The 16,399-nt window shown below is 41.0% G+C and carries 19 protein-coding genes; 17 read left to right on the top strand and 2 right to left on the bottom strand.

Annotated elements, in window-relative coordinates:
- Positions 1 to 18: 18 nt before the first annotated feature.
- From V8G47_RS10060 to V8G47_RS10040, 5 genes are all read left to right on the top strand, one after another.
- Positions 19 to 264: an aspartyl-phosphate phosphatase Spo0E family protein gene (locus V8G47_RS10060; RefSeq protein WP_336199993.1), complete on the top strand. Its 246-nt coding sequence runs from the start codon at positions 19 to 21 to the stop codon at positions 262 to 264.
- A gap of 233 nt (positions 265 to 497) precedes the next feature.
- On the top strand, positions 498 to 956 hold the full coding sequence (locus V8G47_RS10055; RefSeq protein ID WP_371928730.1) for a MarR family winged helix-turn-helix transcriptional regulator: 459 nt from the start codon (positions 498 to 500) through the stop codon (positions 954 to 956).
- 144 nt (positions 957 to 1,100) lie between these two features.
- Positions 1,101 to 2,795 (top strand): M3 family oligoendopeptidase, encoded by a 1,695-nt coding sequence (locus tag V8G47_RS10050; RefSeq protein WP_336199992.1) that lies wholly within the window; start codon positions 1,101 to 1,103, stop codon positions 2,793 to 2,795.
- Between the two features lie 126 nt (positions 2,796 to 2,921).
- Positions 2,922 to 3,953, top strand: a complete 1,032-nt coding sequence (locus V8G47_RS10045; protein WP_336199991.1) for a YkvI family membrane protein — start codon at positions 2,922 to 2,924, stop codon at positions 3,951 to 3,953.
- Between the two features lie 73 nt (positions 3,954 to 4,026).
- Positions 4,027 to 4,146: a DUF6254 family protein gene (locus V8G47_RS10040; protein ID WP_219169248.1), complete on the top strand. Its 120-nt coding sequence runs from the start codon at positions 4,027 to 4,029 to the stop codon at positions 4,144 to 4,146.
- A 45-nt stretch (positions 4,147 to 4,191) separates the two neighbouring features.
- On the opposite strand, the gene V8G47_RS10035 is transcribed toward V8G47_RS10040, so the two are convergent.
- Together V8G47_RS10035 and V8G47_RS10030 are read right to left on the bottom strand one after the other, a co-directional pair.
- Entirely contained in the window at positions 4,192 to 5,574 is a 1,383-nt protein-coding gene (locus V8G47_RS10035; protein WP_336199990.1) for a DUF2254 domain-containing protein, read from the bottom strand.
- Positions 5,575 to 5,700: 126 nt separating this feature from the next.
- A complete protein-coding gene (locus V8G47_RS10030; protein ID WP_044337597.1) occupies positions 5,701 to 5,880 on the bottom strand; it encodes a YkvS family protein in 180 nt (59 codons plus the stop codon).
- Between the two features lie 166 nt (positions 5,881 to 6,046).
- Here V8G47_RS10030 and V8G47_RS10025 point away from each other — a divergent pair, with 166 nt between their 5' ends.
- The 12 genes from V8G47_RS10025 (at position 6,047) to ptsP (ending at position 15,830) form a co-directional block, all read left to right on the top strand.
- Complete coding sequence (locus tag V8G47_RS10025; RefSeq protein ID WP_336199989.1) at positions 6,047 to 6,241, top strand: hypothetical protein; 195 nt, start codon at positions 6,047 to 6,049, stop codon at positions 6,239 to 6,241.
- A 194-nt stretch (positions 6,242 to 6,435) separates the two neighbouring features.
- On the top strand, positions 6,436 to 7,026 hold the full coding sequence (locus V8G47_RS10020; protein WP_336199988.1) for a cell wall hydrolase: 591 nt from the start codon (positions 6,436 to 6,438) through the stop codon (positions 7,024 to 7,026).
- A gap of 91 nt (positions 7,027 to 7,117) precedes the next feature.
- Positions 7,118 to 7,303, top strand: a complete 186-nt coding sequence (locus V8G47_RS10015) for an aspartyl-phosphate phosphatase Spo0E family protein (RefSeq protein WP_336199987.1) — start codon at positions 7,118 to 7,120, stop codon at positions 7,301 to 7,303.
- A gap of 142 nt (positions 7,304 to 7,445) precedes the next feature.
- A complete protein-coding gene (locus V8G47_RS10010) occupies positions 7,446 to 8,183 on the top strand; it encodes an SDR family NAD(P)-dependent oxidoreductase (protein WP_336199986.1) in 738 nt (245 codons plus the stop codon).
- A 147-nt stretch (positions 8,184 to 8,330) separates the two neighbouring features.
- Positions 8,331 to 9,269 carry an AAA family ATPase gene (locus tag V8G47_RS10005; RefSeq protein WP_336199985.1) on the top strand — a complete coding sequence of 313 codons (939 nt, stop codon included), beginning with the start codon at positions 8,331 to 8,333 and terminating at the stop codon, positions 9,267 to 9,269.
- Complete coding sequence (locus tag V8G47_RS10000; protein WP_261751301.1) at positions 9,269 to 10,462, top strand: DUF58 domain-containing protein; 1,194 nt, start codon at positions 9,269 to 9,271, stop codon at positions 10,460 to 10,462. The genes V8G47_RS10005 and V8G47_RS10000 overlap by 1 nt, the downstream gene beginning before the upstream one ends.
- A complete protein-coding gene (locus V8G47_RS09995; protein WP_336199984.1) occupies positions 10,432 to 11,688 on the top strand; it encodes a hypothetical protein in 1,257 nt (418 codons plus the stop codon). The genes V8G47_RS10000 and V8G47_RS09995 overlap by 31 nt, the downstream gene beginning before the upstream one ends.
- A gap of 92 nt (positions 11,689 to 11,780) precedes the next feature.
- On the top strand, positions 11,781 to 12,395 hold the full coding sequence (locus tag V8G47_RS09990; protein WP_336199983.1) for an ABC transporter ATP-binding protein: 615 nt from the start codon (positions 11,781 to 11,783) through the stop codon (positions 12,393 to 12,395).
- A gap of 18 nt (positions 12,396 to 12,413) precedes the next feature.
- Positions 12,414 to 13,196, top strand: a complete 783-nt coding sequence (locus V8G47_RS09985) for an ABC transporter permease (protein ID WP_336199982.1) — start codon at positions 12,414 to 12,416, stop codon at positions 13,194 to 13,196.
- Positions 13,197 to 13,268: 72 nt separating this feature from the next.
- A complete protein-coding gene (locus V8G47_RS09980) occupies positions 13,269 to 13,526 on the top strand; it encodes a hypothetical protein (RefSeq protein WP_336199981.1) in 258 nt (85 codons plus the stop codon).
- Between the two features lie 316 nt (positions 13,527 to 13,842).
- Positions 13,843 to 14,109: a phosphocarrier protein HPr gene (locus V8G47_RS09975; protein WP_034756145.1), complete on the top strand. Its 267-nt coding sequence runs from the start codon at positions 13,843 to 13,845 to the stop codon at positions 14,107 to 14,109.
- On the top strand, positions 14,109 to 15,830 hold the full coding sequence (ptsP, locus tag V8G47_RS09970; protein ID WP_336199980.1) for a phosphoenolpyruvate--protein phosphotransferase: 1,722 nt from the start codon (positions 14,109 to 14,111) through the stop codon (positions 15,828 to 15,830). Before V8G47_RS09975 ends, ptsP begins: the two co-directional genes overlap by 1 nt.
- Positions 15,831 to 16,399: the final 569 nt, after the last annotated feature.

Below are 16,399 nucleotides of genomic sequence, written 5' to 3'. Positions count from 1 at the left end.
AAAAGGAGTTTAGTAGAAATGGGTCGTTTATTAAAACAGAAGTGGCTATTATTGAAAATCAACCACAAGCGCTCGGAAATGGTAGCAATGGGAGTAAACTTAGGGTTATGTGCTGAGGAGACAATTAAATGCAGCCAGCAATTGGATCAGCTGTTGAACGACTATGAAAAGTGCACAAGTAATGGTGGATCAGAGCCACTGCACGAATCATCAAGCGAATTAGGGCAATACATTAAGAGTTTATTGAAACGCACTGCTTCTTGACCACTCACCAGGAATTCCCTCATCATTCAGACATATGAGAGACAGAATCTCCGTTCAATTCCACATTCACATCATACGAACAAAACTAATTTGTCGTTATTTCAAAAGTAAAGGACGGTTCGCCAAAAGCGGGCCGTCCTTTGCTTTTTCCTTCTGCAGAAAGACTCTGACAGTTGACAATGACCAGATATATTTGTATAATATTTTGAAACTGAGATATATTCTTTAAAGGAATGAATGCTATGACCGAGAAACAAGATACAAAACAATCGTTGAAACTTTTCATTGTCCTTTCCAGAGCTTTTAAAGCGTTAAATGAAGAGATAAATAAGAACATTCAAGAAAATGGTCTGAACCCGACGGAATTTGCCGTATTGGAGCTTCTGTATCATAAGGGAGACCAGCCTTTGCAACAAATTGGAGGAAAGATCCTGCTAGCTTCAGGCAGCATCACGTATGTAGTCGATAAGCTTGAAAAAAAGGGATATCTTAAACGCGTTGCCTGTCCAAAGGATCGCCGGGTGACTTACGCCCAGATTACTGAAAATGGCAGAGGGTTGATCGATGATATCTTCCCGAACCATGAGAATCGGATACACGAATTGATGTCTGCCCTGTCTCCCGACGAAAAGGAAGAAACCATTCAAATGCTGAAAAAGCTTGGACTATCCATCAAAGATCTGTCCTACTAGGCCATATCAATCTGCCCTGTCTATTATAGACGGGGCTTTTATTTTTGGGGGATTTTAATGAAATCGATCCTTATATCAACAGGAGATTCCGGCTATGAGGTCGAATAACTATAATCGGGATGAATTTAAGAGGAGGAACAAAGTATGAAGTTTGAAGAATATACATATGATAGACCAAATCTGGAAGAGATTAAGCCGGCATTCGAAAAGGTGCTCCGGAAATTTAAAGCAGCGTCAAATGTTTCAGAACAGATGGAAGCGATCAAGGAAATCAATGAAATTCGACTTACCATCGACACCATGCAGAATATTTGCTATATCAGGCATTCCATCGATACAAATGATAGTTTTTACAAAGAAGAGCAGGAGTATATCGATGATATGATGCCTGAGGTTTCCGGCATGGTGACAGAATATTATCAGGAACTGGTGAACTCCCCATATCGGAAGGAATTGGAAGATAAGTGGGGAAAGCAGTTATTTTCTCTGGCAGAGAGTGAAATCAAAACGTTTTCCCCAGAAATTATCACTTTGCTTCAAAAAGAAAATAAGCTGTCTTCCCAATATACGAAGCTGATGGCTTCTGCCAAGATCCCATTTGAAGGCGAAGAGAGAACATTGGCCCAAATGGGTCCCTTTACACAATCCGTAAATCGCGGGACAAGGAAAGATGCAGCCTTTGCCAGCGTTTCTTTCTTTGAAGAAAATCAGGAAGAACTAGATCGATTATTCGAAGAGTTAGTAAAAGTACGTCATACCATAGCGACGACTTTAGGTTATAAGAACTTTGTTGAGTTAGGGTATTATCGTATGACGAGAACGGATTATACACCTGATATGGTAAAAGCATTCCGTGATCAGGTGAAGGAGCATATCGTCCCTCTTTCCACAGAGCTGAAAGAAAGACAGGGGAAACGGATTGGAATCGACTCCATGAAGTTTTATGATGAAGGATTTAAATTCACATCCGGCAACGCATCCCCTAAAGGAGATCCTCAGTGGATCATCGACAATGGAAAGAAAATGTATGAAGAGTTGTCATCTGAGACAAAGGAATTCTTTGATTTCATGATCGAACGAAACCTCATGGATTTAGAAGCGAAGAAGGGGAAAGCGGGAGGAGGATATTGCACATATATTGCAGGGCATGAAGCGCCTTATATCTTCTCGAATTTCAATGGTACGTCTGGCGATATCGATGTATTGACACATGAAGCGGGCCATGCCTTCCAAGTGTATTCAAGCCGTGGATTCGATATCCCGGAATACATTTGGCCAACGTACGAAGCCTGTGAGATCCATTCCATGAGCATGGAATTCTTCACATGGCCATGGATGAACTATTTCTTTAAGGAGGATACGGATAAGTATCAATTCTCTCACTTGAGTGAGGCACTGCAATTTCTCCCGTACGGTGTAGCAGTCGATGAATTCCAGCACTTTGTGTATGAGAATCCTGAAGCCACACCTGCTGAACGGAACGCAGCATGGAGAAAGCTCGAGAAAGAATATCTGCCGCACAAAGACTATGATGGGGTTTCGTATCTAGAAAATGGAGGGTTCTGGCAGCGCCAATCCCATATTTACAATTCACCATTCTACTATATTGATTATACGTTAGCTCAAATCTGTGCTTTTCAATTTTGGAAGAAAATGAATGAGGATCGTGAAGGGGCATGGAGTGACTATGTTGCCCTTTGTAAACTGGGTGGAAGCCGTTCATTCACAGCACTGGTGGAAGCGGCCCATCTAGACTCCCCTTTCCAGGAGGGAACGGTCGAAAAAGTAATCGAACCAATCAGGCAATGGTTAAATGGAATCGACGATACAACCCTATAAATGAAACTGGGCAGCCGCATTTTATGCGGTTGTTTTTTTTTCGTTTAATTAAAGAATTCTGTTCTTTTGCTTCTGTTTTCCCATGCTTGTACATATGGTGAAGTAGAAGGTGTCAGAGGTGATGGGATGAAAAGAATGGCTGGATCGTTTCAGATTGCAGCAGTATATGTCGGAACTGTCATAGGAGCCGGATTTGCCACGGGAAGGGAAATTGTCGAGTTTTTCACCCGATTTGGTTTTGTCGGGTTTATTGCCATATTACTAAGTGGATACTTATTTATTACGATGGGAACCAAGATCATGCTCAAATCCCATGATATTAAAGCGAAGTCATTCGAGGAATTCAATGAATATTTATTTGGCAAATGGTTTTCGAAAATCATGAATATCGTCATGATGATCATGCTGATCGGGGTTTCAGCCGTCATGCTTTCTGGTGCAGGGGCCGTTTTTCAGGAGCAGCTCCTATTATCCAAACAGTTAGGCATTTTGTTGACCATCGGATTGGGTTTTTTAACGATGATGGTAGGTATTAAGGGTTTATTTGCTGTGAATACGTTTGTCGTTCCTCTTATGATTGTCTTCAATCTGCTCCTGATGGTGTATTCTGTTCGGCATGCGGATTTTTTGGATGCATTCCTCATGATCCCTCATGCGGAAGATGGTTGGAAATCGGTGGTGGCGCCATTTTCATATGTAGCCTTCAATCTCGCTATGGCACAGGCTGTTCTCGTTCCAGTTGCAGGAGAAGTGAAAGATCGGGAAGTCATTAAATATGGGGGATATCTTGGCGGTTTTTTTCTTACACTCATTTTGATCTCCAGTCATATCACGCTGGTCATGATTCCGAATGTAACCCAGTATCAGATTCCCATGGCCGTGGTGATGAAGTCATTCGTAACAGGCTTCTACTTTGTATATATCCTCATTATTTATGGTGAGATTTTCACTTCCGTTATCGGTGGCGTATTCGGACTCGAAAAACAGCTGGGGAATTATTGGAAAGGCTCATCTTTATTGACTTTTACCGGGATCTTCCTGATGATTTATTCTTTGAGCTTTTTTGAGTACAGTGAACTCCTGTCCTATTTGTACCCTCTATTTGGCTATATGAGTTTGTTATTCATTATCCTTCTCTGGATGAAGCCGAATAAATGATGGTCAAAAAGAGTAAAAAATGAGTCTGCTGCTCATGTTAATAGAGAGTAAATAATCAAAAGGAGTGACAAACATGACCCAGTCCAAACATGAAAAAGAAAGACAGTGGAATGTAAGAAAAGAGGAGCAGCATCCTCACGGTAAAGTTTCTTCGTTCAAGGAGCTTTCAGAAGGAAAGAAAGAAAAGCAATAAAAGGAAAACGGATGCTAAAGGGCATCCGTTTTTTTTATTAGGTCATTAGTCTTTAGTATGATGATAAGAATCATCGGTTTTGTACTGCTCGGGAAAGTATTTATTTCTCACTTCATCCTTGTCCCAATCTTTCTTACCACAAGCTGCTGCCAATTCGTCCAAATGTCTCATGATGTACTGAATATCAAGGTCCTGCAGGCTGTCATAGTCGACGCCTTCAAGTATATAATTCTTGAATGTCCAGACCATCCGCTTCGTTTCACCGCTGTTATTTTCACTAATCATTCTCAGGGAACGCAGGATTTCTGCAATGATGGATACATCTTGTTTACCATAATGCCTTAATTGATAAAAACTTTTGTATAAATAATCGACAAAGGTTGGCTGTTCTAAAATGATACGCAGCTGGTTCCCATCATCTGTCAAATAAGAGCTTGGAAGCTTATGTTTAGCGAGCTTTGATAAGATGATCCCGATTTCTTCAATGCAGTTCTTGGCAGTATTAGGGTCGTTGATGGCGGGAGAAATGGCCCTTAAGGCTATTTCTACAAGCTTCCGGATCCCGAGTTCAATGTCTTCCATAGGTTCTTTATCAGGCCCCAATACAAGATAGCCGAGGTAATCTTCAACGTCAATGTCTTCATTCCCTGTCCAAATCGTCATCACAGGGGTTCCCTCAAGTAAGTATTCGCCGGGTGTCTTCACCATCCGTACGATACACTTGTCTTTTTCGGCCTTTTTAATCATCCCTTCAATATCAATCTGTTGCAGATATCCGGATGCTTCACTGAATACATTGACCGGCTCCGTTTCCTTGAAGAAGGACTCATTGAAAGCTGATGGTTCCTCTTGGAGGGCATTTCTTCTATATAGGTAGCTATTATCAATTTTTTTATTTGTTTTAATGGTGATGTTATGGATTAAATTACTCACCTTCACCCAATTGGAAACATGATGTACAAAATAAACGAAGACAAATAAACAAATAACTGCCACCACCCCTGCAAAAGCCGAGGATATATATAATTCCTGCCCTGATTCATCCTGGAGGAGGACAAGCAGGGTTATGCAATAGACCACACCCGACACAAAGATGGCAAGCACCCGCTGAGTCGGGCGATCATTGATGAAATTCTGTAATGTCCTCGGTGAATACTGGGATAGAAATGTCGTGAGAACAACCATGATGGTTGAAAAAATAATGGTCGTCATCGTCATGATGGATGATGCAATCGTACTGATGATTGTCATGGATAAGTTGAAATTAGAGAACAAAACCTTTGGAAATATGGGATAGTTATGCTGACTTAACCACCAATCAAAATAAAAGGTGACAAGAGAAAGAAGTAAAGAGATCAGGGAAAATAAAAATGGCACAAACCAAAAGCTTTTTTGCGCTTTATTCAATATATGTATATTCAGGTTCATAACATGGTTCCACCTTACGAGACAGTATGCTATCAGAATAACCTCAAAGCCGCCACCGTAAACCTTTCTAAATTTGTCCTTCATGAAAAAAGGAGGAGGAAGCCCTCCGCCTAAAAAATTTTAATATCATGCCTCTACAATCTTATAGTTTTTATGATTTACCACCGTCTTTTCTTCTAATTCAAGATCCCGGTAATTCTTCATATAAGTTAAATCGACGATTACTGAATTTTCATTCACTTTCTCAACGATTCCTTTTAATCCTTCTCTAAATTCAATTACATTCCCGATTTCTGCTTTTTTCATCAAAAGCCGCTCCTTTTTGGCAAAATTCTACAAACAATTACTAATATTTTGACGCAAAGTCATGAAAAGGTAAAGAGTTTTCTAAAAATTGCATCTAAAATTTATTTCTTGAGCTCATTAGCCTTTTGAAACTACAATAGAAACAGTGAAGATGGAGGTTTTGGATATGAATGAAACAGAAATTCTTGAACAGTTGCAATCATTGCGTACAAGAGAAGTAGAGGAAATAATGGTTTTGAAGGAAGATTTTCTTGCTTTCCGATCTGTGCTGGTGAAACAGGATGATTTCAAACAGTTCCGTGGGATAGCTAAACAAGGTGGGAATATCTTCTTTCAATATCTTGATTCACCACGAAGTTAAATGAAGTGGGGGAGATCATCCTCTGCTTTTTTTATTGGCCTGTGGGCATCGGAGTCTTGCTATATATAATCAATATATGAAGGGATTTCTTCATTTAGTATAGAAGCATGGACGATTGGTGGTAACCATTACCTGCTGAAATTCTCCCCATTCATTGTTATCTTATGGGGGAACGCTATTTAGGAGGTAGAAATATGATTAAGAAGAGCTTTATTTTAGGAATCGCAGCACTTTCTTTTGTTACATTCTCTACTCAAACATTTGCTGCAGGTGGAGAACACACAGTAGAAAAGGGTGAGTCCCTTTGGGATATCGGTAAAGAGAAATCCGTATCCGTCATTCAATTAAAGGAAGCAAATAATTTAGAATCCAATGAAATCCAACCGGGTCAAACCATCGAGATCCCTGACAATAATGTGACACCCGAAGATCGGGAGCTGCTTGCAAAGCTTGTACATGCAGAAGCGAAAGGTGAGCCATATGCAGGTAAAGTCGCAGTCGCAACCGTCGTATTAAACAGAGTGGATTCTACTGAGTTCCCTGACACTATCAAAAGTGTAATCTATCAGGTTTCAAATGGACACTATGCTTTTTCACCTGTACAAAATGGACAAATCAACCAGGCGCCTTCACAGGAAGCAAGGGACGCTGTCCAGGAAGCCTTGGCATTCAGAGGTCAAGGGAAGGGATCACTCTTTTTCTATAATCCAGTGACATCTACAAGTGACTGGATCACAAACAGGGAAACCCTGCTGACAATTGGAAAACACCGTTTCGCAAAGTAAGAATAATCGTGAATAATAAAAGAGCGTTCGGATATCTTTTTCTTTCCTCTATGTGGGATTAATAGTAAAATAGAGAAAAGAAAAAGAGGTGATGTTGATGAATGGGACAATTGTTGCTCGAATTGAGTTGGTAAGGTGGAAGATGATAGAGTCAGGAATTCGTTTAGGGCTGGACAGTCCCACTACCATTCAACTGAGTAAAGAGCTGGATGCCTTGATCAATATTCATCAGCGAAATGATACTGAAAAATCAACTCATAAAAAAATGATTCAATAAATAGTAAAGGGTTAACCTTTGGAAATCTTTCTTATTTTATAAAGAGAATTCCAACCGGGTTAACCCTTTTCTATTAAAGTAGATTGAACCTTCAGGGCGAAGGGTATCCTTCTATATAAACATTTTAATGGGAGATGAAGACATGAAGAGCAAAATTGTATGTATCACAGGGGGAGCCAGCGGTATAGGAAGAACACTGGTTGAAGAATTTGCCAAGGAGGGCGCCATGGTAGAATTTTTGGATAAGGACGTGGAAAAGGGAAGAGAACATTCCGATAGGCTTAATGCAGAGGGATATACCACAAGATTCCATGAAGCAGATGTGGGTGTCCCCGAGGAAGTGAACGTCGTCTTCACTAAAATAAAAGAAGATCATGGGGTTCTGGACATTTTGATTAATAATGCAGGGGTCTCCGAATTCATGTCCTTCTGGGAGATGGAACCTGACGACTGGAACAGCATTCTATCATCAAACCTAAGCAGCGTATTTTATTGCAGCCGGGCAGCGGCCCCTTTAATGAAGGGGCGTGGGGGGTGCATAATTAATATGGCCTCCACAAGGGCTTCTATGTCTGAACCGGATACTGAAGCCTATTCAGCGACAAAAGGAGGAATAGTAAGCCTCACTCATTCTCTTGCCATCACCTTGAGCGGAATGGGGATCCGCGTCAATTCTATCAGTCCCGGATGGATTCAAACGGAAGACTATGACACCTTGAGAGACATCGACCATAGTCAGCACCCCTCCGGCAGGGTGGGGAAACCTGGAGATATTGCTAGGGCATGCTTATTCCTTGCCCACCCCGATAATGATTTCATCACAGGTGAAAACATCGTGATTGATGGGGGAATGACAAGGAAGATGATTTATGAACATTAACGGTAAAAAAACGAATCGTTCACCTATCCTGGTGAAGTGGTTCGTTTTTTTTTAGGAAAAGGGATAATTTAACAACAAGTTATGATAGAATAAAAAAATAATATATTTAGAAAATTTAATTAATACAGTCAATGAGGGGGAAAAAGAATGAATCGATTGGATTCAATCAAGAGAGAGATGAATAAAGTGCTAGTGGGAAAGGATAAAGAAATCGACCTGTTGTTAATTGCATTACTTCAAGAAGGACATGTTCTATTGGAAAGTGTCCCGGGTACAGGTAAGACTTTGCTCGCCAAAACATTCAGTCACTGTATCGATGGAGCATTTAAAAGGATCCAATTCACACCGGATGTATTACCGAGTGATGTGACAGGTATACAGTTTTTTAATCCGAAAACACAGGAATTCGAATTAAGGACAGGACCCGTAGTCACGAATGTCCTCTTGGCAGATGAGATTAACAGGGCCACTCCGAGAACACAGGCGAGTTTACTCGAAGTAATGGAAGAAAAACAAATCACCATAGACGGGGAAACCGTCCCATTAGAGCCGCCGTTTATCGTGGTCGCCACCCAGAATCCGATTGAATCCCAGCAGGGAACATTCCCACTGCCTGCTGCACAGCTGGACCGGTTTTTATTGAAGATTCCGTTTACGTATCCTGATTTTGAAGAGGAGAGAGGAATATTAAATCGCTTTAAATCATCTGAACCATTAAATACAGTCAACAAAGTGTTAAGTCTTGATGAGTTACAATCATTGACCCGCCAAGTCAAAGAAGTACATATATCTGAGGATATTGAAACATATATCCTTCAAATTACAAGGGGAACAAGGGAACATGAATGGGTGGAGGTAGGTGCAAGCCCACGGGCGAGCCTCGCACTCCTCAAGGCCTCTCAGGCTCAAGCATTCCTCGAAGGCAGGGATTTTGTGAGACCGCAGGATATTGTAGCCGTTGCCCCATATGTTCTCCAACACCGGATCCAATTAACGATCGAGTCTTCCTTAACGAGAACGGCTGAAGAAGTGATCGAGCAAATTGTAGAAATGTCGGTTACTCCTGTAGAAGCGAGGCAAGCTTAGTGAATTGGAAACGTGACATTGTCGAAGATCCCTATATATCCTTGACTCTGGTCCTGCTTGTCATCGTTGGGGCAGCAAGCTTTTATGTACATTCCTATGTAGGGTTGGGTATTTTTTTGTTGATGATCCTCTATTTCAGGGTCCATCAATGGTATCTAATGAAAATTGGTGAAGGCATCAGCATTGGGAGGACCACGAAGAGGATTAGGCTGCATTGCGATGAGGAGCAAAAGTGGGAATTTCAACTTCAAAATAAAGGCATGTCCATTTGGGGTGCGACGTTGAAAATCACATTTAAAGATATCGTCATCCCCACTATGCACCCCTACTCGTCAGGGGTGGAGGACAAAATTGAAGTGTCCATCCCATTCTCCATCCGTAAAAATGAGGAAGGGAGCATCTCCATACCTGTTATGGGAAAAAGAAGGGGATTATGCAAGATTACCAATATGCAGCTGGAAATCCCCCACTTATTCGGAAGTGGTAAAGTACTTTTGGATTTACTTGATAATGTCCCGTCCACCATTATCGTATTTCCTTCTGATTCTCCCGTGAAAATGGCCGAACAAAAGCTTACATGGAAACAGGGAGACGTCCCCATCCAACATTCATTATTTCATGATGTCTTTCATCAGATAGGGACAAGGGATTACATCCAAGGAGACCGCTTTCAGGATGTTCACTGGAAGGCAACTGCCAGAACCGGCAGCCTTCAAACGAAGATCTATGCACCAGCTACCCAAAAAGAGTGGATGATCGCCATCAATCTATCTGATCGCTATGCCATCACAAACCAGCTCGAAGAAATCATTCAATATGCCTCCTATATGATGAGGCTTGCGGTAGAACAAAATATCACTTTCTCCCTTGTCTTAAACGTGAGATCCCAGGGAGGGACCCCTTACTATTATCTTCCGCCCGGAATAGGAAGGGTTCACAGGCAGAGAGGGATGGAAATGCTTTCTACTCTATCGACAGATGAGTTTACAATCCCATTCCATATTGTTCTGAAGCATTTATACCTTAGACAATTGGTTCCTTCTGTATTTATAACTGCAGGGGCACTGGGGGCACGTGAAGAAGTTTTATTGACAAAGATTGAAAAACAGAAAATCCAAGTTTACAAGTTGAATTCAGAACAAAAACAAGGAGTCGTCACATTATGGAATCGTTCGCTGAAAGTTCCTTCTTGATCAAACATAAACAAATGCTCATGGTGAAAATGGGGCTGCATGTCGGAATCGATATTTTATTCGCCCTATTAATGACCACATTCCTTTTTTCCAAAGAAGCACTATTAAGCAGCTACGTACCGGCACTTTGTATGGTGTTTATCATAATAATGACATTTCTTATAGTAAGCACGTTGAAACCTTGGATCTTTAAACTATTGTTAGGGGCACTCGCTATTTCTCTTGTATTAAGTATCTATTTCTTCTCTGCTGCATGGTGGGTGATGCTGGCTATACTCGTTTTTTTGCATTGGAGAATCACGTCTTATACCAAAAGTAACGATGCATCCATCGAAGTGAGCAGCGGGTCTGTCCTGATCTTTTTATTTATCGCTTCGTTTTCATTATTGACAGGTTCCATAAGAGACTTGGGAAATACGAATATCATCTACAGTCTGTTATTCATCTTACTTTCAATCATCATCACGCTCACGCCGATTCAAAGAATGCTCAGTGATGTGAAAAACGACCATAAAAAAGTGCTGTTGAAACCAATGGGATTTTGGTTATTAGTAACATTGGCAGGCGGTATACTGGCTATATTCAGCTCGCTCGCCAGTAAAGGGATCTATTGGGGAGCTGAGAAGGTGTTTTGGGTATTTTCTTTCTTGGTGGATCCAATTTATGATCAGTTGATAAAATTAAGAGACATGTTCTTGAGTACGAGGGATGCTCAGGAGGGAGAGGGAAGTGAAGTTCAAAAACAGGATTTAGGAGAAACTCCCGATTATGAACTTACCCAGGGATTATCATTTTCCTGGGTGAATGAGGTCCTACTCGGGTTATTGGTTATAGCAGTCATCATTTATTTAGTGAAGAAACGGAAATCCTCCTTTGACATGGCAAGAGAGGCAGAAAATTCTCCAACGATGATGACTCAAAAGATCGTACCCCATGTCGAGGAGGATGATAGGGATCGAATTTCGTATTCAAAAGCAAGGGACGTAATCCGGCTATCCATGGAGAAGCTCGAAGGGGAAGCTCACAGGTGGGGAGCGGGAAGACAACAGAATGAGAACGTTCAATTATGGTTCAATCGGATCGGGCTCAGTGAATCTGAACGTTTTTTCTCTCTATATGAACGCATCAGATACGGTCAATCCGTTCCAAGTCAGCAAGAAGTCGATTACTTCACAAATCAGATTCAACATCATATTGGTGAATTGAAAGAACGGGAAGATCAATAGAAGAAGCTAATGCTTACATGAGTCATTAATGTAAGTATTAGCTTCTTTATATTTTTCTTGGTGGGGTATGATAAAGATGAGGAGGGCGTTATATGTTGTATGAATTAAGAGATGTGCATTATAAAGATATTTTACATATTAAGGAGATGGACATTTCCGAACACAGGACGACCTGCCTTGTTGGGGAAAGCGGTGCCGGGAAATCTACTCTATTGAAATTGTTGAATAAAATGAACATACCAGATAGGGGGGAAATCCGTTATAAAGGGAATTCCTTGGAAAAAGTGGAACCGGTGAAGCATAGGAGGGAAGCTGTCATGATTTCTCAAACACCTCTTCTGTTTGAAGAAACAGTAGAAGAAAATCTTCAGAAGGGACTTGTCTTTTCAGAAAAGCCCCTGGCAAGCCGGGAGGAACTATTGAAGATTTTGACCATTGTTAAGCTTGATAAACCACTGGATGCTCGTGCAGAACTGCTGTCTGGCGGCGAGCGCCAGCGATTATCCCTCGGCAGGGTGTTAGCAATGCAACCAGCAGTCTATTTATTGGACGAACCTACGTCGGCTCTTGACGAAGAAACAGAGATTGAAGTGATGAAAAGTTTTATTGCGTGTGCAAATGGGCATGGAGGGACCATCATCATGGTGACCCATTCGACAAATGTGGCCGAAGAGTACGGAGAAGAAATCATTACGATTAGAAAATAGCCAAAGGAGGGTTTGACATTGGAAAAAGGAATTATCGATATAGAATTATGGAGATTCATTGCAGCGTATGCCTTTGTCCTTCTCTTGTTATTTATCGTGAAATGGAGGGGGATATCGAGGGAAAAACAAATCATACTCGCTTCTTTCAGGATGACCGTTCAATTGATTATCGCTGGATACATACTAACGTATATTTTTGATCATCCCAGCCCTTGGCTTACCTTGAGTATCATAGTCGTAATGGAAGTATTTGCGATCAGGAATATATTCAAACAGGTCAAATATGAAATGGATCAAAAGCTGAAAGGCATCGCAGCTATCTCATTATGCGCAGGAACACTGATCAGCTTATTTTATTTCAATATGGTCGTCATCCATTTCTCCCCATGGTATGAACCAAGATATTTCATTCCGATTGCAGGGATGATTGTGGGGAACGCCATGACGGGTATAACGCTTGGAATCAATACCCTCCTCGGGGGATTGATTGATCAGAGAGAAAAAGTAGAAGGGGCTTTGATGCTGGGGGCAACCCCTAAAGCAGCCTCTAAGACTTATTTGGATAATGCATTTGATTCTGCCATCCTCCCCACTCTGAATAATATGCTTGGGATGGGCATCATTTTTCTTCCTGGGATGATGACTGGGCAAATTCTTTCAGGAGTAAGCCCTCTGGTGGCCATTGAATATCAGATTGCCATTCTGTTAGGCATTGTCGGAAGCGTTGCATTGACTGTCGTCCTGTTTATTTTAATGGCATATAAGCGACTTTTTACAAAGGATGCACAATTGAATATTTGATAGCTTCCCCGTTCTAATCTAGTTTCCACGGCATATGCTAGAGAAAGAATGATAGAAAGGGGAGGGTTCCATTTGAAATACGAAATAGAGCAGGCACTGCGGGTGAAAAGCCTTGCCATCGATGTGATGGAAGAATTGATGAAAGAAGACAGGAAGCATGGTGTTCAAGAATTAAAGCAGCTGTCAGAGTTATTCTCCCGATGTATTTGTGACTTGGTAAATGTATACTCAAATATCTCCGAAGATCATGAAATGACCTTGAAAGGAACGGTCATAAAAGCAAAGATCGGCTATAATCTCATGAAGGCAGAAACAGTAGAAAAAGAATAGTATGACAACGGGAAGGCTGACTCATACTAAAGACTCCATATCAGATGGATATGGAGTCTTTAGAACGTTTTTTTCTTTGGGGTTTACAATAAATCATCAAATTTTACATAATTAGGTTCATAACAGTGGCAAATTTATGAAATACTAAAAAAATCAAGCTTTACAATTGTGTATATCCTCATTGCATGCTATTCTTTTTTATTGAACAGCTTTATAGGAATATTGGATTAATCACTAGAAGTAGTTGACGTTTTCTTTATAATCCATTACTTTTATGAAGCAACTAAAAACAAGATAATTGAAGGAGTCGATTCACATGGCACAAAAAACATTTACAGTTACAGCTGAAACAGGAATTCATGCTCGTCCGGCAACTCTACTGGTTCAAACGGCAAGCAAATTCGACAGCGATGTACATCTAGAATACAAAGAAAAGAAAGTTAACTTAAAATCAATCATGGGTGTTATGTCTTTAGGTGTTGGTAAAGGTGCAGAAATCACAATCATTACTGAAGGTAGTGACGAGGAAGAAGCGTTAAACAGCTTACAGGAAACATTGAACAAAGAAGGTTTAGCTGAGTAATGTCCAGTCTCTTAAAAGGTATTGCGGCATCAAATGGTATTGCCATAGCAAAAGCGTATCGCCTGGTTGAACCTGACCTGAGCTTTGAAAAGAAAAGCGTAGACAATGCTGAACAGGAAGTTTCACGCTTCCAGGATGCCATTGCTACTTCTAAATCAGAGCTTGAAGCGATCCGTGATAAAGCGAGAGTTGATTTAGGGGAAGACAAAGCTCAAATCTTTGAAGCGCATCTTCTTGTCTTAAGCGATCCAGAACTACTGACACCTATCGAAGACAAAGTAAAATCAGAAAATGTAAACGCTGAATCCGCCCTTAAAGAAACAGCGGATATGTTCGTTTCCATGTTTGAATCCATGGATAACGAGTATATGAAGGAACGTGCGGCGGATATCCGCGACGTGACGAAACGTGTCCTTTCACACCTATTGGGCGTGCAGATTGCAAACCCAAGCATGGTAACAGAAGAAGTGATTGTGATTGCAGAGGATCTAACTCCTTCTGACACGGCACAATTAAACCGTGAATTCGTTAAAGGATTCACAACGGACATCGGTGGAAGAACATCACACTCGGCCATCATGGCCCGTTCAATGGAGATTCCGGCCGTAGTGGGGACGAAATCCATTACTTCCTCTGTTGAAAATGGTGATATGATCATCGTTGACGGATTAAATGGAGAAGTACATATTAATCCGACTCCGGAAGTCATTGAAGAGTACAAGAAAGAATATGCCCGTTATGAAGAGCAAAAGGCTGAATGGGCGAAGCTCGTGAACGAACCTACGGTATCCAAAGATGGGGAGCATGTTGAACTTGCTGCCAATATCGGGACACCTAAGGATCTTGAAGGGGTAAAGAATCACGGTGGAGAAGGTGTAGGACTATATCGTACAGAATTCTTATACATGGGTCGTGACGAATTACCGTCAGAAGAAGAGCAGTTCGAAGCATATAAGGCTGTATTAGAAGGAATGGAAGGAAAACCTGTGGTGGTTCGTACCCTAGACATCGGTGGGGATAAAGAGCTTCCTTACTTAAATCTGCCGAAAGAAATGAACCCTTTCCTTGGGTATCGTGCGATCCGTCTATGTTTAGATGAACAGGATATCTTCCGTACACAGCTTAGAGCGTTATTGAAGGCAAGTCCATTCGGAAACTTGAAAATCATGTTCCCGATGATTTCGAATCTTCAAGAGTTCAGAGAAGCGAAAGCGATCCTGGAAGAAGAGAAGAAAGCCCTTCTTGAAAATGGGACAACGGTAGCTGATCACATTGAAGTGGGAATCATGGTGGAAATTCCTTCAACTGCTGTCATGGCTGATGTCTTTGCCAAAGAAGTTGACTTCTTCTCAATCGGGACAAACGACCTGATTCAGTACACAATGGCGGCCGACCGCATGAATGAGCGCGTTTCCTACTTATATCAACCGTATAACCCTGCCATTTTACGTCTTGTAAAAATGGTCATCGATGCGGCTCATAAGGAAGGGAAATGGGCAGGTATGTGTGGAGAAATGGCTGGAGATGAGATTGCCGTACCGATCTTACTTGGATTAGGTTTGGATGAGTTCTCAATGAGTGCCACGTCCATTTTGAAGGCACGTTCACAGATCCGTCAGTTGAACCGTTCTGAAATGAAAGCACTGGCTGAACAGGCACTACAATTAGACACCAATGATGCGGTCATTTCTGCAGTGAAAAAAGCGACATCAATGGAATAAATTTAGGTTTAAAAGGTTGAAATGAGGGTAATATATCTGAGAAGAATAAGGCACACACCCTTTGGGCCTTTTTATTCTCATTTCCCCCTTTCTTGTGGATTGAAGGAACGCTTGGTTCTTTCAATCCCTTTTTCTTTTTCAAAGGGGATCCTACAAGTGGTTACCATTTGTCATTTCATGTTCAAACTTCATCATCCGAATTCACTTGTTTATTATACTGTATGAAAGCGCTTTTTTAAAGTGTTTTACTAAAATAACTTTTTTGGGTGCCTGGCATGTTTGAACGGCCATTAATGGACGATTTTTGTTCAGTGAAATGGCGTTTCGGAAGATGAAAAATTTTTTATAAAAAAAGTAGAAAGATGGTTTATCATCTTTAAAAGCGGGTATTCTATTACTAAGCATGAAATTGGAGATTAATTTCTCACTAACACCCCCTTTTCCTTTTTTTATTGAACTGACTCAGTTAACTGTGTTGGTTCTTTTTTTTGATCTTTGCCCATTTGAATAGGACTTCAGGTGAAGATGAATAATAAACATATGCTGATCAATTAAGTGGTTCAGCAGTA

This window comes from Rossellomorea sp. LJF3, assembly GCF_037046045.1.
In the GTDB taxonomy this organism is placed as follows: domain Bacteria; phylum Bacillota; class Bacilli; order Bacillales; family Bacillaceae_B; genus Rossellomorea.
Note: the sequence above shows the minus strand (reverse complement) of the source record. Positions and strands in the feature narration are given on the sequence as shown.

What these genes read in the sequence shown, in the direction of transcription:
- V8G47_RS10060 (WP_336199993.1), top strand. Translation starts at nt 19, where the DNA reads ATGGGTCGTTTATTAAAACAGAAGTGGCTATTATTGAAAATCAACCAC.
- V8G47_RS10055 (WP_371928730.1), top strand. Translation starts at nt 498, where the DNA reads ATGAATGCTATGACCGAGAAACAAGATACAAAACAATCGTTGAAACTT.
- V8G47_RS10050 (WP_336199992.1), top strand. Translation starts at nt 1,101, where the DNA reads ATGAAGTTTGAAGAATATACATATGATAGACCAAATCTGGAAGAGATT.
- V8G47_RS10045 (WP_336199991.1), top strand. Translation starts at nt 2,922, where the DNA reads ATGAAAAGAATGGCTGGATCGTTTCAGATTGCAGCAGTATATGTCGGA.
- V8G47_RS10040 (WP_219169248.1), top strand. Translation starts at nt 4,027, where the DNA reads ATGACCCAGTCCAAACATGAAAAAGAAAGACAGTGGAATGTAAGAAAA.
- V8G47_RS10035 (WP_336199990.1), bottom strand. Translation starts at nt 5,574, where the DNA reads ATGAACCTGAATATACATATATTGAATAAAGCGCAAAAAAGCTTTTGG.
- V8G47_RS10030 (WP_044337597.1), bottom strand. Translation starts at nt 5,880, where the DNA reads ATGAAAAAAGCAGAAATCGGGAATGTAATTGAATTTAGAGAAGGATTA.
- V8G47_RS10025 (WP_336199989.1), top strand. Translation starts at nt 6,047, where the DNA reads ATGAATGAAACAGAAATTCTTGAACAGTTGCAATCATTGCGTACAAGA.
- V8G47_RS10020 (WP_336199988.1), top strand. Translation starts at nt 6,436, where the DNA reads ATGATTAAGAAGAGCTTTATTTTAGGAATCGCAGCACTTTCTTTTGTT.
- V8G47_RS10015 (WP_336199987.1), top strand. Translation starts at nt 7,118, where the DNA reads ATGTTGATGAATGGGACAATTGTTGCTCGAATTGAGTTGGTAAGGTGG.
- V8G47_RS10010 (WP_336199986.1), top strand. Translation starts at nt 7,446, where the DNA reads ATGAAGAGCAAAATTGTATGTATCACAGGGGGAGCCAGCGGTATAGGA.
- V8G47_RS10005 (WP_336199985.1), top strand. Translation starts at nt 8,331, where the DNA reads ATGAATCGATTGGATTCAATCAAGAGAGAGATGAATAAAGTGCTAGTG.
- V8G47_RS09995 (WP_336199984.1), top strand. Translation starts at nt 10,432, where the DNA reads ATGGAATCGTTCGCTGAAAGTTCCTTCTTGATCAAACATAAACAAATG.
- V8G47_RS09990 (WP_336199983.1), top strand. Translation starts at nt 11,781, where the DNA reads ATGTTGTATGAATTAAGAGATGTGCATTATAAAGATATTTTACATATT.
- V8G47_RS09975 (WP_034756145.1), top strand. Translation starts at nt 13,843, where the DNA reads ATGGCACAAAAAACATTTACAGTTACAGCTGAAACAGGAATTCATGCT.
- ptsP (WP_336199980.1), top strand. Translation starts at nt 14,109, where the DNA reads ATGTCCAGTCTCTTAAAAGGTATTGCGGCATCAAATGGTATTGCCATA.